Annotated in this window: 12 protein-coding genes; 10 read left to right on the forward strand and 2 right to left on the reverse strand. The window is 67.4% G+C overall.

Translation table 11 applies throughout. The features are described from left to right. Positions 1 to 100: 100 nt before the first annotated feature. From pdhA to G9E11_RS14745, 3 genes are read left to right on the forward strand one after another with little or no spacing between them, the layout of a single operon-like run. A complete protein-coding gene (pdhA, locus tag G9E11_RS14735) occupies positions 101 to 1,276 on the forward strand; it encodes a pyruvate dehydrogenase (acetyl-transferring) E1 component subunit alpha (RefSeq protein WP_190606928.1) in 1,176 nt (391 codons plus the stop codon). Continuing rightward, entirely contained in the window at positions 1,276 to 2,286 is a 1,011-nt protein-coding gene (locus G9E11_RS14740; protein ID WP_190606930.1) for an alpha-ketoacid dehydrogenase subunit beta, read from the forward strand. Before pdhA ends, G9E11_RS14740 begins: the two co-directional genes overlap by 1 nt. Further along, the gene (locus G9E11_RS14745) at positions 2,283 to 3,656 is read left to right on the forward strand and encodes a dihydrolipoamide acetyltransferase family protein (RefSeq protein ID WP_190606931.1); all 1,374 of its coding nucleotides are present in this window, start codon (positions 2,283 to 2,285) and stop codon (positions 3,654 to 3,656) included. Before G9E11_RS14740 ends, G9E11_RS14745 begins: the two co-directional genes overlap by 4 nt. A gap of 281 nt (positions 3,657 to 3,937) precedes the next feature. On the opposite strand, the gene G9E11_RS14750 is transcribed toward G9E11_RS14745, so the two are convergent. Then, positions 3,938 to 4,609 carry an SACE_7040 family transcriptional regulator gene (locus G9E11_RS14750; RefSeq protein WP_311764375.1) on the reverse strand — a complete coding sequence of 224 codons (672 nt, stop codon included), beginning with the start codon at positions 4,607 to 4,609 and terminating at the stop codon, positions 3,938 to 3,940. A gap of 145 nt (positions 4,610 to 4,754) precedes the next feature. On the opposite strand from G9E11_RS14750, the gene G9E11_RS14755 reads away from it, so the two are divergent. From G9E11_RS14755 to G9E11_RS14785, 7 genes are read left to right on the forward strand one after another with little or no spacing between them, the layout of a single operon-like run. After that, positions 4,755 to 6,362 carry a carboxyl transferase domain-containing protein gene (locus tag G9E11_RS14755; protein WP_190606933.1) on the forward strand — a complete coding sequence of 536 codons (1,608 nt, stop codon included), beginning with the start codon at positions 4,755 to 4,757 and terminating at the stop codon, positions 6,360 to 6,362. A 7-nt stretch (positions 6,363 to 6,369) separates the two neighbouring features. Next, positions 6,370 to 8,583: an acetyl/propionyl/methylcrotonyl-CoA carboxylase subunit alpha gene (locus tag G9E11_RS14760; protein WP_190606934.1), complete on the forward strand. Its 2,214-nt coding sequence runs from the start codon at positions 6,370 to 6,372 to the stop codon at positions 8,581 to 8,583. 2 nt (positions 8,584 to 8,585) lie between these two features. After that, a complete protein-coding gene (locus tag G9E11_RS14765; protein ID WP_190606936.1) occupies positions 8,586 to 9,761 on the forward strand; it encodes an acyl-CoA dehydrogenase family protein in 1,176 nt (391 codons plus the stop codon). Positions 9,762 to 9,816: 55 nt separating this feature from the next. Next, positions 9,817 to 10,659, forward strand: coding sequence for a CoA transferase subunit A (locus G9E11_RS14770; RefSeq protein WP_190606939.1), 843 nt, complete (start codon positions 9,817 to 9,819; stop codon positions 10,657 to 10,659). A 2-nt stretch (positions 10,660 to 10,661) separates the two neighbouring features. Next, positions 10,662 to 11,402, forward strand: a complete 741-nt coding sequence (locus tag G9E11_RS14775; protein ID WP_190606941.1) for a CoA transferase subunit B — start codon at positions 10,662 to 10,664, stop codon at positions 11,400 to 11,402. Then, positions 11,399 to 11,926: a MaoC family dehydratase gene (locus G9E11_RS14780; protein ID WP_190606943.1), complete on the forward strand. Its 528-nt coding sequence runs from the start codon at positions 11,399 to 11,401 to the stop codon at positions 11,924 to 11,926. Before G9E11_RS14775 ends, G9E11_RS14780 begins: the two co-directional genes overlap by 4 nt. A gap of 15 nt (positions 11,927 to 11,941) precedes the next feature. Continuing rightward, the gene (locus tag G9E11_RS14785; RefSeq protein WP_190606945.1) at positions 11,942 to 12,772 is read left to right on the forward strand and encodes an HpcH/HpaI aldolase/citrate lyase family protein; all 831 of its coding nucleotides are present in this window, start codon (positions 11,942 to 11,944) and stop codon (positions 12,770 to 12,772) included. A gap of 108 nt (positions 12,773 to 12,880) precedes the next feature. Here the strand turns inward: G9E11_RS14785 and G9E11_RS14790 are convergent, their stop codons facing one another. Then, positions 12,881 to 14,326 carry a lipase maturation factor family protein gene (locus G9E11_RS14790; RefSeq protein WP_190606947.1) on the reverse strand — a complete coding sequence of 482 codons (1,446 nt, stop codon included), beginning with the start codon at positions 14,324 to 14,326 and terminating at the stop codon, positions 12,881 to 12,883. Between the last annotated feature and the right edge of the window lie 49 nt (positions 14,327 to 14,375).

Here is a 14,375-nt window from a genome sequence, read left to right on the forward strand (position 1 = left end):
TCACAATTAACCGGGGCAAAGGCGCCCGGGAGGCCGGAATGCGGCGGTATCACGAGTCCTGCCGCGGGATGGTTAACGACGTCAGAAGGTTGCGGCAACAGTGGTGACAGACGATGCGGCCCAGGGCGGAACAGCCGCCGGCCAGGACAACAATGCAGGGCACCAGGGTGGCGCAGGCCACAACATGGTCCAGCTGATCACCCCCGCGGGGGAGCGTGTCAGCCATCCGGAGTATGACCCCTGGGTGAAGGACGTATCAGACGAGCAGCTGTGCTCGCTTTACGAGGACCTGGTGGTGATCCGGCGGATCGACAAAGAGGCAACAGCGCTGCAGCGCCAGGGCGAACTGGGCCTCTGGCCGCCGCTGCTGGGCCAGGAGGCCTCGCAGGTGGGATCGGTGCGGTCCCTGCGGGATGACGACTTTATTTTCCCCAGCTACCGCGAGAACGGCGTGGCCTACTGCCGCGGCGTGGACCTCGCGGACATCCTTCGCGTCTGGCGCGGCGCTGCCTCCGGCGGCTGGGATCCGTACACGGTCAACATGGCCATCCCGCAGATCGTGATCGGCGCACAGACGCTGCATGCCACCGGGTACGCCATGGGGATCCAGAACGACGGTGCCGACTCCGCGGCGATTGTGTACTTCGGCGACGGCGCCACCAGTGAGGGCGACGTGAACGAGGCCATGGTCTTTGCCGCCAGCTTCCAGGTGCCCCTGGTGTTCTTCTGCCAAAACAATCACTGGGCCATTTCGGAACCGGTGCGCCTCCAATCCCACACGCAGCTGGTGGACCGCGGGGCCGGATTCGGCATCCCCAGCATGCGGGTCGACGGCAACGATGTCCTGGCGGTCATGGCTGCCACCCGGGTCGCCCTCGACCGGGCCCGCCGGGGCGGCGGACCCACCTTCATCGAGGCCGTCACCTACAGGATGGGCCCGCATACGACGGCGGATGACCCCACCCGGTACCGTGACCCCAACGAACTCGAGGACTGGGCGGCCAAGGATCCGATCGGACGGGTCCATGCACTGCTTGACCGGAAGGGCCTGTTCACCGAGGAGTTCGAAGCCGGCGTGCGGACCAAGGCAGACACCGTCGCCCGCGAGCTGCGTGCCGGGTGCGTCGGCATGCCGGATCCCGAACCCCTGGACGTCTTCAAGCACGTGTACAGCACCCCCAACTCCTGGCTGGACCGCCAGCAGGACCACTACTCCCGTTACCTTGCCTCCTTCGGCGATCCCGAAGGGGCAACACAAGAAGAAGGTGCACGCTGATGACGCAGATGACCTTTGCGCGGGCAATAAACTCAGGCCTCCGCAGATCCCTCGACAACGATCCCAAGGTGCTCCTCATGGGCGAGGACATCGGCACCCTGGGCGGCGTCTTCCGTGTGACGGACGGATTGCAGAAGGACTTCGGCAAGCACCGCGTGGTGGACACGCCCCTGGCGGAGTCCGGCATTGTGGGCACCGCTGTTGGCCTGGCCTACCGCGGATACCGGCCGGTGGTGGAGATCCAGTTCGACGGTTTTGTCTACCCCGCCTTCGACCAGATCGTGTCGCAGGTGGCCAAGATGCATTACCGCAGCCGCGGCGCCGTGAAAATGCCCATCACCATCCGCATCCCGTTCGGCGGCGGCATCGGGTCGCCGGAGCACCACTCCGAGTCGCCGGAGGCCTACTTCGCCCACACGGCGGGCCTGCGGGTGGTCACCCCGGCCAGTCCGCAGGACGCCCACACCATGATCCAGCAGGCCATTTCCAGCGATGACCCCGTGGTGTTCTTCGAGCCCAAGCGCCGTTACCACGACAAAGGCGAAGTGGACGAGTCGCTCGATCCCAGATCAGCCCCGCCGATGGGGCAGGCCCGGGTTGTCACGGACGGGAGCGACGTCACACTCGTGGCCTACGGGCCGCTGGTGAAGACGGCCCGTGATGCTGCGACAGCGGCCGCGGACGAAGGCGTCTCGGTTGAGGTCATCGACCTGCGGTCGCTGGCTCCGGTGGATTTCGCCACGGTGGAGGCCTCGGTCCGCAAGACGGGACGGCTGGTGATCACCCACGAGGCCGGGCAGTCGGGCGGGCTCGGCGCAGAGGTTGCGGCCAGCATTACCGAGCGCTGCTTCTACCACCTGGAGGCGGCACCCGTCCGCGTCACCGGGTTCGACGTGCCGTACCCCTATTCGAAGGTGGAGATGCACCATCTTCCGAATCTGGACCGGATCCTCGACGGCGTGGACCGGGCGCTGGGCCGGCCGAATTCGCTGAGCGGGCTGGAAGGATGACCGCCACCATGATCAAGGAATTCCGGCTGCCCGATCTCGGCGAAGGGCTGACCGAATCCGAAATCGTCAGCTGGAAAGTCGGGGTCGGGGACACCGTCAGCCTCAACCAGATTATTGCCGAGGTGGAGACTGCCAAAGCAGTGGTGGAGCTGCCCTCACCGTTCGCGGGCGTAATTACGGCCCTGCATGAACAGCCGGGAACCGTGGTGGAGGTGGGCAAACCGATTGTTTCGTTCGAGGTAAAGGACGACGCCGGTAACCAGACCGCCGCTGCCGCTCCGGCTGAGGCAGCGCTCCCCAAGAGGGAACCCAACCTCGTCGGGTACGGCGCCGTCGTCGAAAGCACCGGCCGTCCCGTCCGGCGGCAGCGAAGGCTGGTCGAGCCCGCCCGGCCGGCTGAGCCTGTCGAAACCAAGCCCGCCCCGCTCGTTGAGCCTGTCGAAACCAAGCCTCCTGCCGACACCGCTCCCGCCGAGCGGCCCCGTTCCACGCCGCCCGTCCGGAAGCTGGCCAAGGACCTCGGAGTCGATCTGGAGAGCGTCACGGGGACCGGCCCCAGCGGTCTCATTACCCGTGACGATGTGCGCAATTTCGTGGGCGGCGGGGATCTTCCCGCGGCCGCCCACGAGCTGGCAGCACAGGACCTGCAGCCCGCGCCGGCACAGGGCGAGCGTGAGGTGCGCACGCCGATCAAGGGTGTCCGCAAGTTCACGGCAGCCGCCATGGTCAGCAGCGCGTTTACCGCACCCCATGTGACGGAGTTTCTCACTGTCGACGTCACTCCTTCCATGGAGCTGCTGGCCAGGCTTAAGGAAAGCAAGGCCTTTGCCGGTCACAAGCTCACACCGCTGACCCTCGCGGCCAAGGCTGTCCTGATTGCCCTGCGGCGCAATCCTGGCCTGAACGCCAGATGGGATGAGGCCAACCAGGAGATCGTGCAGTTCAATTACGTGAACCTGGGCATCGCGGCCGCAACCCCGCGCGGTCTCACCGTTCCCAACATCAAGGATGCGGACCGGCTGGCGCTGGTCGACTTGTCCACCGCGCTCGCAGGACTGACGGACACGGCCAGGGCCGGCAAGACCAGCCCGGCGGACCTCTCGGGCGGCACCATCTCCATCACCAACATCGGTGTCTTCGGCATCGACGCCGGCACGCCCATCCTCAACCCGGGGGAGGCTGCGATCCTCGCCATGGGCGCCGTCCGGAAAACCCCGTGGGAGTACCAGGACCAGGTCGCGTTGAGGCAGGTCATGACGCTGAGCCTCTCCTTCGACCACCGGCTGGTGGATGGCGAGCAGGGATCCAGGTTCCTGGCCGACGTGGGCGCCCTCCTCGCGGATCCCGGCATGGCCTTCGCGATGGCCTAGCCCGCGATTCCAGGTTGCCTGCCGCTCGCGCTCGAGCGGCAGGCAACCGGGAACCAAACAGCCGGGAACCAAACAGCCGGGAACCAAGCAGCCTGCAACCAAACGGGGGCACTTTGAGGCCGCAATTGCCGTTTCAGCGCCCAAGGCCCGGCGTGTCCGTGTCGAAGTGCCCCGGTTTTGGCGCGGGACCTGGCGCGGTGTGGCCCGGCAGCGGGGGTCAGTCGTGGAGCGGTCAGCCGGGGAGCGCAGTCAGCCGTGAAGCAGTCAGCTGTGCAGCGCAGTCAGTCGGAGAGCGGGTTGTCCGTCACCAGCAGGGCCGCCAGCGCCATGCTCTCCAGAAGCGGACGCGCCGACTTGAGGGCCATCCGGCTGCCGTGGTTGCGGACGGAGTGCGGGGTGGAGTTGATCAGGCCGAATGTCGCGTGGGCGCGCATACGGAGGTCGGCCGTGTCTGTTGCGCCATGGATGCCGGCGAGCACGTCCACCCACACTTCCACGTAGCTGCGCTGCAGGGCACGTACCTGTGCCTGGTCCTCGCTGGTCAGGTTGCTGAAATCCCGGTCCTGCACCCGGATCACGTCGGGGTTGCTGAGGGCAAAGTCCACGTGGAACTGCACCAGCCGGTTGAGGGCGGCGGAGGGCTCGGCGGCGTCGGCAACTACGTGGCGGCCGCCGTCGAGCAGGTCCTGGCTGACGGTGAGCAGCAGCGCACCCAGCACTGCCTGCTTTCCGGGGAAGTGGCGGTACACGGCGGGTCCGCTCACGCCTGCCGCGGCGCCGAGGTCCTCGAGGGAGACCCGGTTGAACCCGTTGACGGCGAAGAGCGTGGCCGCGGCGGACAGGAGCGCCTGCCGGCGGGATTCCTTCGCCCGGCTGCGCTGCGTCGGACCGGTTGTCTCGCGGCCGGCTGCGGCCTGGCCGGGAGCGGTGAGCTCTCGATCTGTGGTGGGCACATTTCCTCCTCGGAACCCAAAGAACTCTACCAACAACCTGTGTTGGACATCACAGTTACTTGAGACTAACCTGATCTCAGTTACGAGGCACTAACCGAAATGCGGCAGGACTGCCGCCGGACGTGCCCGGGAATGGAAGCGGTCAATGGAGACACTCGCCAGCCGGCTGGATGCCGCCGGCAGCGCATTCGAGGCCAACAGCCTTGCGCAGCGCGCGCTCGCCGATGAGCTGCGGAAACGTCTTGCCACGGCGGCGCTGGGCGGGCCGGAGAAGTCGCGTGAACGGCACATGGCGCGGGGCAAGCTGCTTCCCCGGGAACGGATCGACAGGCTTCTCGACGACGGCAGTCCCTTCCTCGAGATCGCCCCGCTGGCGGCGAACGGCATGTACAACGACGATTCGCCCGGCGCCGGCATCATCGCAGGCATCGGCCTGGTGCACGGCCGCCACGTGCTGGTGATCTCCAACGATGCCACCGTCAAGGGCGGCACCTACTATCCCATGACGGTGAAGAAGCACCTCAGGGCCCAGGAGATCGCGCTCGAGAACCGGCTCCCGTGCATCTACCTCGTGGATTCGGGCGGAGCCTTCCTCCCCAAGCAGGACGAGGTCTTTCCGGACCGGGACCATTTCGGCCGGATCTTCTACAACCAGGCCCGAATGTCCGCTGCCGGGATTCCCCAGATCGCCTCCGTCATGGGCTCCTGCACCGCAGGCGGCGCCTACGTTCCCGCGATGAGCGATGAAACGGTCATCGTCCGCAACCAGGGCACCATCTTCCTCGGCGGCCCACCCCTCGTGAAGGCAGCCATCGGCGAAATCGTCAGCGCGGAGGAGCTTGGCGGCGGCGACGTGCACTCCCGGATCTCCGGCGTCACGGACCACCTCGCCGAAAACGACGAGCACGCCCTGCAGATCGTCCGCGACATCGTCGCCACGCTGCCCCGGCCCACCGCGCCGGCCTGGGACGTGGAACCCGCCGTCGAACCCGCGGCCGGGTCCGGCCAGCTCTACGGCGCCGTCCCCACGGACGTCAACGCGCAGTACGACGTCCGCGAGGTCATCGCCCGGCTGGTGGACGGCAGCCGCTTCCATGAGTTCAAGAAGAACTACGGCCCCACCCTGGTGACGGGATTCGCCAGGGTCCACGGACACCCTGTGGGCATCGTTGCCAACAACGGCGTGCTGTTCAGCGAGTCGGCACTCAAGGGCGCCCACTTCATCGAGCTGTGCGACCAGCGCGGCATTCCGCTGCTCTTCCTGCAGAACATCTCCGGCTTCATGGTGGGCAAGGACTACGAGCAGGGCGGCATTGCCAAGAACGGCGCCAAAATGGTCACCGCCGTGGCCACCACGCGCGTGCCCAAGCTGACAGTGGTGATCGGCGGGTCCTTCGGCGCCGGCAACTACTCGATGTGCGGCCGGGCCTATTCCCCCCGCTTCCTGTGGATGTGGCCCGCCAGCCGCATCTCCGTCATGGGCGGCAACCAAGCCTCCAGCGTCCTGGCCACCGTCAAGCGTGACCAGTACGAGGCAGCAGGGCAAGAGTGGTCCGCAGCGGATGAAGAGGCGTTCAAAGCCCCCATCCGGCAGCAATACGAGGACCAGGGCAGCCCCTACTACTCCACGGCGCGCCTGTGGGACGACGGCGTGATCGACCCCGCGGACACCCGCACCGTGCTGGGCCTCGCCCTCGACGTCGTCTCGCGCGTCCCGCTGCCGGAGACCTCCTTTGGCCTCTTCCGAATGTGAGCCAGTAATGACTACCGAAACCATGTTCCGCACCGTCCTGGTGGCCAACCGCGGCGAGATTGCCTGCCGGGTGATCAGGACACTGCGTGCCATGGGCATCCGTTCCGTTGCGGTCTACAGCGATGCCGACGCCGGTGCCCGCCACGTGCGCGATGCCGACGCCGCCGTCCGGATCGGCCCCGCCGCGGCCGCCCAAAGCTACCTCAGCATCGACGCGATCATCAGAGCCTGTCAGGAGACCGGTGCCCAGGCGGTGCACCCAGGCTATGGATTCCTGAGTGAGAACGCAGACTTTGCCAGGGCGCTGAATGCGGCCGGCATCGCCTTCATTGGACCCGGGGCCGAGGCACTGGAGGTCATGGGCGACAAGATCCGCTCGAAGAACCACGTGTCCGGATATGGCGTTCCGGTGGTCCCGGGCATCGCCGAGCCCGGCATGACGGATGCGGAACTCATCACCGCCGCCCCGGCCGTGGGCTTCCCACTCCTGATCAAGCCCTCGGCGGGCGGCGGCGGCAAGGGAATGCATGCGGTGGAGCGCCGGGAGGACCTGCCGGCCGCCCTGGCCACAGCACGGCGTGTGGCTGCCAGCGCGTTTGGAGACGACACCCTGTTCCTGGAACGCCTGGTGACCTCACCGCGGCACATCGAGGTGCAGGTCCTGGCCGATACCCACGGCAACGTCATCCACCTGGGGGAGCGCGAATGCTCCCTGCAGCGGCGGCACCAGAAGGTCATCGAGGAAGCGCCGTCACCACTGCTGGAATCTCTGTCCGACGGCGAGGCAGTCCGCGCGAAGATTGGCGAGGCTGCGTGCCAGGCCGCCCGCAGTGTCCACTATGCCGGCGCCGGCACCGTGGAGTTCCTCGTTTCGGACGACTCCCCGGACGAGTTCTTCTTCATGGAGATGAACACCCGGCTCCAGGTGGAACATCCGGTGACGGAAATGGTCACGGGCACCGACCTTGTCGAATGGCAGGTGCGCATCGCCGCCGGTGAGGAACTGACGGTGCAGCAGGACGACGTCGTGCTGACCGGCCACTCCGTGGAAGCGCGTGTCTACGCCGAGGTCCCGGAGAAGAACTTCCTGCCCTCGACCGGAACAGTGCTCCTGCTGGACGAGATCCCCGGCCCCGCCCAGCGCCCCGGCGCTCCTGTCCGCGTCGAAGCCGAAACATCCCGGGGGCGCGTCCGGGTGGACTCGGCGTTGCTGGACGGCCTGGAGATCTCCTCCAGCTATGACCCGATGATCTCGAAGGTCATCGCGTGGGGTGAGGACCGCGCCGCAGCCTTTGACACCCTGGACAAGGCGCTCGCCGGGTACACCGTGCTGGGCATCGGCACCAACGTCGAATACCTGCGGTTACTGATCAACGACGCCGACGTCCGCGCCGGCCGCCTCGACACCGGCCTGATCGAGCGCAAGATGCCGCAGTTCACGTTTCGCCGGCCGGGCGATGCCGAACTTGTCACCGCCGCCTTGTACGCCCTGGCCAAGACGGAGGAACAGCACCAGCATGAGCCGGCGGCCGGCCCGTGGCAGCGCCGCGACGGCTGGCGACTCGGTGCCGCGGCGCCGCGCCGGATCAGCCTGGGAACCTCCGACGGCGCAGTCGCCACCGTGGACGTGTGGGGCCCCGTCACGGGGGACGGTGTCGCCGTTAGCGTGAACGGAGGGCCGCAGCTCCCGGCCCTCCTGGAGTACACGGGTCGCCAACGTCCGGTGCTCACCCTTAATGGCGAAGCCAGCAGCTATGGACTTGCAGCCGTCCACACGGGTCCTCCCGCCCAAAGCTGGATCGAGACCGACCCCCGCGTCCTGTCGGAGCTCTTCCTCGGCAAGGAGGGCTGGTCCTGCCGCCTCGAGGTGCTCACCCGCGAGTCCCGCCTGGAGCGGGTGCTGGCCGCCGTCGAACGCGAAGAGGGCGCCGCGGATCCGGAGGTCCGGTCACCCATGCCCGGGACCGTCGTCGCAGTGCCGGTGAGGGACGGCGAGCAAGTGACGGCAGGACAGGTGCTGCTGTCCGTAGAGGCCATGAAGATGGAGCACCAGCTCGTGGCCGAAGTCTCCGGCACGGTCCACATCAGTGTGAGCACGGGCGACCTGGTTAAGGCTGACCAGGTCGTAGCCACCATTCACGCGGAACAGCCCGCGGGGCAAGACCCCGACGCGGCCGGCACCGCACCCCAGGATCCAACAGATGAACGTAAGGAGGCCTAGCCATGGCCGATTTTGACCTCAGCGAGGAATACCAGGACCTCAGCAAGACCGTCCGCGAATTCGCCGACGAAGTGGTTGCCCCCGTCTCCGCCAAGCACGACGAGGAACACAGCTTCCCCTACCAAGTGGTCTCGCAGATGGCGGACATGGGGCTGTTCGGCCTGCCGTTCCCGGAGGGATATGGCGGCATGGGCGGTGACTACTTCGCGCTGGCCCTCGCGCTGGAACAGCTGGGGCGCGTGGACCAGTCCGTGGCCATCACGCTGGAGGCAGGGGTTTCCCTTGGCGCCATGCCCGTCTACCGCTTCGGCACCGAGGCCCAGAAGCAAGAATGGCTGCCGCTGCTCGCGTCCGGAAAGGCACTCGCCGGCTTCGGCCTGACCGAGCCGGAGGCCGGCTCCGACGCCGGCGGCACGAAGACCACGGCCCGGCTGGAAGGCGGCGGAGACGCCAAGAACTGGGTCATCAACGGCAACAAGGAATTCATCACCAACTCGGGAACTGACATCAGCAAGCTGGTGACCGTCACCGCCGTCACGGGGCAGCAGGAGCGCAAGGACGGCAGCATCAGGAAGGAGATCTCCACCATCCTGGTGCCCACCGACACGCCCGGCTTCAAGGCCGAGAAGGCGTACAACAAGGTGGGCTGGAACGCCTCGGACACGCACCCCCTGACGCTGCGGGACGTTACTGTTCCCGAGGCGAACCTGCTGGGGGAGCGGGGGCGGGGCTACGCCAACTTCCTGTCAATCCTGGATGAGGGCAGGATCGCCATCGCCGCACTGGCCACCGGCGCTGCGCAGGGATGCGTGGATCTTTCGGTCCGCTACGCCAAGGACCGCAGCGCCTTCGGGACCAATATCGGCAAGCACCAGGCCATTGCGTTCAAGATCGCCCGCATGCAGGCGCGCGCCCATACGGCCCGTCTTGCGTACTACGATGCGGCCGCCCGGATGCTCGCCGGCAAGCCGTTCAAGACCCAGGCGGCCATAGCTAAGATGGTCGCAGGCGAGGCGGCCATGGACAATGCGCGGGATGCCACCCAGGTATTCGGCGGCTATGGCTTCATCAACGAGTTCACCGTGGCGCGCCACTACCGGGACTCCAAGATCCTGGAGGTCGGGGAGGGCACCACGGAGGTCCAGCTGATGCTGATCGCCCGGGAACTGGGGCTGTAACAGGCCCGGGGGCCGTGTCTGTCGAAAGTCCGTGGAGACGCCGAGAGGATCAACGATGATTGACAAGGTTGTTGCCAGCGCTGACGAAGCGGTCGCCGACATAGCCGACGGCGCATCGCTCGCCGTCGGGGGTTTTGGCCTGTGCGGAATCCCGGTGGCGCTGATAGACGCCCTCCACCGCCGCGGCACCACGAACCTGGAGACAGTCAGCAACAACTGCGGCGTGGACGACTGGGGCCTGGGAATCCTTCTCCGGGACGGCAGAATCCGCCGGACTGTCAGCTCGTACGTGGGGGAGAACAAGGAGTTCGCCCGGCAGTACCTCGCCGGCGAACTGGAGGTGGTCCTGACCCCGCAGGGCACCCTGGCCGAGAAGCTGCGCGCCGGCGGTGCCGGCATCCCCGCTTTTTACACCAAGGCGGGCGTGGGGACCCAGGTGTCCGACGGCGGCCTGCCGCAGAAATACGACGCCGACGGCGGCATCGCCGTCGCGTCCCCGGCGAAGGAAGTGCGCAGCTTCGACGGCGTCGACTACGTCCTGGAGGAGTCGCTCACCCCCGACTACGGCCTGGTCCATGCCTGGAAGGGCGACCGCCACGGGAATCTGGTCTTCCACGCCACGGCCATGAACTTCAACCCCCTTTGCGCCATGGCGGGACGGATCACCATCGCGGAGGTGGAGGAGCTCGTGGAGCCGGGCGAGCTGGATCCCGAACACGTCCACCTGCCGGGCATCTTCGTCCAGCGGGTGGTGGTGGTGCCGGAATCCGAGAAGCGCATTGAGAAGCGGACGGTCGCACTGTCCGCGGCGTCTGCAACCCAGTCCGGGAGCACCGGAACGGCAGGAAGCACCGCCGCGGCAGGAACCGCCGGCACCCCCGAACAGGCAGGAGCGTAGCCATGGACCCGAACACCGCGATGGGAATGCCGCCCCGTCCCGAGGCCGTCCGTCACGAGTACCGCCGGGCCGCCTCCTCGCACCCCGAGGGCAAGGGCTGGACCCGCAATGAGCTCGCCGCCCGCGTGGCCCAGGAGCTGAGCAACGGCCAGTACGTGAACCTCGGCATCGGCATGCCCACCCTGATCCCCAACTACATCCCGGCCGGCGTTGAAGTGGTCCTGCACTCCGAGAACGGCATCCTCGGCGTCGGCCCCTACCCCGGCGAGGACGAGGTGGATCCGGACCTCATCAATGCCGGCAAGGAAACCGTCACCGTCAACAAGGGCGCCGCGTTCTTCGACTCCGCGCAGTCCTTCGGCATGATCCGCGGCGGGCATGTGGATGTGGCCGTGCTCGGTGCCATGGAGGTGGCCGCCAACGGGGACCTCGCCAACTGGATGATCCCCGGAAAAATGGTCAAGGGGATGGGCGGCGCCATGGACCTGGTCTTCGGAGCCAAGAAAGTGATCGTGATGATGGAGCACGTGGACCGCAGCGGGAAACCGAAGATCGTGGACCGCTGCTCGCTGCCTTTGACGGGCAAGGCCTGCGTGGACCGCATCATCACGGATCTTTGCGTCCTCGACGTGACTCCGGACGGCCTGGTCCTGCGCGAACTCGCCCCCAACGTGTCCGAGGAAGATGTTGCCGCGGCCACCGGTGCGGAGCTGTTCGAGGAAGACCAGGAACTCACCGTATGAGCGCGGCTTCGGCAGGTTCCACCACCGGCGGTGCCCGGGTCGTCGAGCAGCGCGGACTCTACTTCGAGGAACTCGAGGAGGGCGTCGTTTACGCTCACCGCCCCGGCCGGACCGTCACGGAGGCGGACAACGTGCTGTTCACCACCATGACCATGAACACGCAGGGGCTGCACCTGGACGCGGCCTGGAGCGCGGGCCAGCCCTTCGGCCAGCGGCTGGTGAACTCCATGTTCACGCTGGCCACGGTGGTGGGGCAGTCCGTAGGCCAGCTGACCCAGGGCACCATCATTGCGCAGCTCGGGCTGACGGACGTCTCCTTCCCGCACCCGCTCTACCACGGTGACACGCTGTACACCGAGACCGTCATCACCAACAAACGGCTGTCCGGGTCACGGCCGGGGCAGGGCGTCGTCACCATGCAGCACACCGGCCGCAACCAGGACGGGACGGTGGTGGCATCTGCCACGCGCAGCTGCCTGATGTGGACGCGCGAGGCGCATATAGAGGCGCAGCGGGGCAAATAATCGGACAATGACAGTATGACTTTTGTGATGGGTCCTGCCCTGCTCTTCTGCCCTGCCGACCGCCCCGAACGCTTCCAAAAGGCCGCCGAGCGCTCCGACGCCGTCATCCTGGATCTTGAGGATGCCGTGGCGGCGCCGGACAAGCAGCGGGCACGGGGCGCCATCCTCGCCCAGCTCGGGGGCTCCGGCGACGGGCCGGAGCTCGACCCCAGCCGGACCATCATCAGGATCAACCCGGCCGGCACCGAGGACTTCGAGAAGGACCTCCACTGCCTGGCGCACACGCCTTACCGCACCGTCATGCTCGCCAAGGCAGAGAGCGCGAGCCAGCTCCGGGCCCTGCCGGACTTCCACGTGATTGCCCTGTGCGAAACGGCCGCGGGCGTGGTCCACGCACCCGCTATCGCGGCCGAACCCAACGTGGTGGCCATGATGTGGGGCGCGGAGGACCTGCTCGCCTCCCTCGGCGGCACCTCCAGCAGGAACGACGACGGCGGCTACCGCGCCGTTGCCCTGCACGCCCGTTCCGCTGTGCTCCTGGCAGCGGGCGCAGCCGGCAAGCAGGCCGTTGACGCGGTCTACGTGAGCATCCCCGACCTTGACGGGCTGGCCGCGGAGGCCCGGGATGCCGCTGCCTCCGGATTCGGCTCCAAGGCCTGCATCCACCCCAGCCAGGTGGCCGCCGTCCGGGCCGCCTACGCACCCTCGGGCGAGGACGTGGCCGCTGCCACGCACCTGCTGGAGGCCGCAAAGGAAGCCGGTGCCGGAGTGTTCCAGTACCAGGGCCGGATGATCGACGGCCCCATCCTCCGGCACGCGGAGTCGGTGCTCCGCAGAGCCCGGTAGGTTCCACAGGCCCGGTAGGTTCCGCAGAGCACGCTAGGTTCCGCAGAGCACGCTAGGTTCCACAGAGCCCGGTAGCCCGCCGTCGTCCCCGCTATGTTCCGGACGCCATCATCTCCCTGCCCGCAGGGAGATGGGCGGGATCGCCTCGTACAGCGGTGTCCGGATCCAGCGCTGCCCGGTCTCCCTGAACTCCGCCCGGGTGGCGAAACGGTACAGGTAGGTGCGGGCGCGCACCCAGCGGGGGCGTTCGCCGTCAAACGGGTCATGGCGCAGCAGACCCAGCATGGCCGCGTCAGCTTCGAGCAGCTTGCCAAGGAAGGCGTAGAACCATTCCTCGTGGACCGTGCGCAGGGGCAGGAACCACATAAGCCAGTCCAGCCGCAGATGGTAGGGCGCCCACTGGCGGGGCAGCCGGTGCACCTCGCCCGGTTTTCCCTTGAAGCCGTATTCGCGCCAGTCGGCCGCCTCGTCCGGCTCCACGTCAAGGGTGCCCTCCACCGCCACTTCGATGCGCTGCTTGGTGACTGTGCCGAACGCGCCGTAGGTGTTCACCAGCTGCCAGCGGTTGAAGCTGGCGTTCATCAGCTGGTACTGCGAGAACAGATTGCGTATGGGCCAGTAGCTGAGGACCACCAGGAGCAGGGACGCGGCCAGCGTGAGGAGAAGCCACCACAGCGGCGTCTCCCCGGTAGTGTGCCATTCCAGCGGAAGGCCCGGCAGCACCGCATGCGCCACGGGATCGCTGACCCCGGCGAAGGCCAGCACGATCGCAATCCAGTTCAGCCAGGCGAAATTGCCGCTGGCCACCAGCCACAGCTGGGTGAAGATGATGATGCCCGCCGCCACGCTGCCCAGCGGCTGCGGCGCGAAGAGGAAGAACGGCACCACCAGTTGGGCGAAGTGGTTCCCCACCACCTCCAGCCGGTGGAAGGGCTTCGGCAGCAGATGCGCCTGCCGGCTGAGGGGGCCGGGCATCGGCTGCGTCTCGTGGTGGTAGTACAGGGCGGTGAGGTCGCGCCACTCCCGGCCGCCGCGGATCTTGATCATGCCGGCACCGAATTCCAGCCGGAACACCAGCCAGGCCACGAGGATGAGGATGGTCCTGGGCGGATCGGTCTGGTCCGAGCCCAGGAACGCCACCGTGAAGCCGGCCTCCAGGAGCAGCATCTCCCAGCCGAACCCGTAGAACGTCTGGCCCACGTTGACCACCGACATGTACAGCAGCCACAAGGCCAGGAATGCGATCAGCGGCAGCCAGGGCGGGCCCAGCTGGGGGAGGCCGAGGACCAGGACGCCGGAGATGGCCAGCCCCACTGTACAGACGGCCCGCAACAGCCGGTCCGAGTATCGCCAGCGGAACAGCGTGGGCCTGCGCATCCGGCTGAAAGCCTTCAGGTAGTCCGGAACGGGAAGGAGGCCGCGCTCGCCGAGGAGCGCGGGAAACTGGTTGAGGGAGGAGAGGAACGCAACGAAATAGAGTGCGGCGACCCCGCGCTGCAGCACCTGCCGGGCGAATTCGTAGTCCGGCGCATCGAACCATGGGGCCCAGTCCACGGGCACCACGTTACCCCGGCCCGGAAGCGCGTCAAGGCGGCGCGGCCGG

Origin of the sequence: Arthrobacter ipis (assembly GCF_014694315.1) — a bacterium.
Taxonomy (GTDB): domain Bacteria; phylum Actinomycetota; class Actinomycetes; order Actinomycetales; family Micrococcaceae; genus Arthrobacter; species Arthrobacter ipis.

Bases quoted from the DNA above. Each gene is read 5' to 3' on its own strand.
- G9E11_RS14740 (WP_190606930.1), top strand. From the start codon at position 1,276: ATGACGCAGATGACCTTTGCGCGGGCAATAAACTCAGGCCTCCGCAGA.
- G9E11_RS14745 (WP_190606931.1), top strand. From the start codon at position 2,283: ATGACCGCCACCATGATCAAGGAATTCCGGCTGCCCGATCTCGGCGAA.
- G9E11_RS14755 (WP_190606933.1), top strand. From the start codon at position 4,755: ATGGAGACACTCGCCAGCCGGCTGGATGCCGCCGGCAGCGCATTCGAG.
- G9E11_RS14760 (WP_190606934.1), top strand. From the start codon at position 6,370: ATGACTACCGAAACCATGTTCCGCACCGTCCTGGTGGCCAACCGCGGC.
- G9E11_RS14765 (WP_190606936.1), top strand. From the start codon at position 8,586: ATGGCCGATTTTGACCTCAGCGAGGAATACCAGGACCTCAGCAAGACC.
- G9E11_RS14770 (WP_190606939.1), top strand. From the start codon at position 9,817: ATGATTGACAAGGTTGTTGCCAGCGCTGACGAAGCGGTCGCCGACATA.
- G9E11_RS14775 (WP_190606941.1), top strand. From the start codon at position 10,662: ATGGACCCGAACACCGCGATGGGAATGCCGCCCCGTCCCGAGGCCGTC.
- G9E11_RS14780 (WP_190606943.1), top strand. From the start codon at position 11,399: ATGAGCGCGGCTTCGGCAGGTTCCACCACCGGCGGTGCCCGGGTCGTC.
- G9E11_RS14785 (WP_190606945.1), top strand. From the start codon at position 11,942: ATGACTTTTGTGATGGGTCCTGCCCTGCTCTTCTGCCCTGCCGACCGC.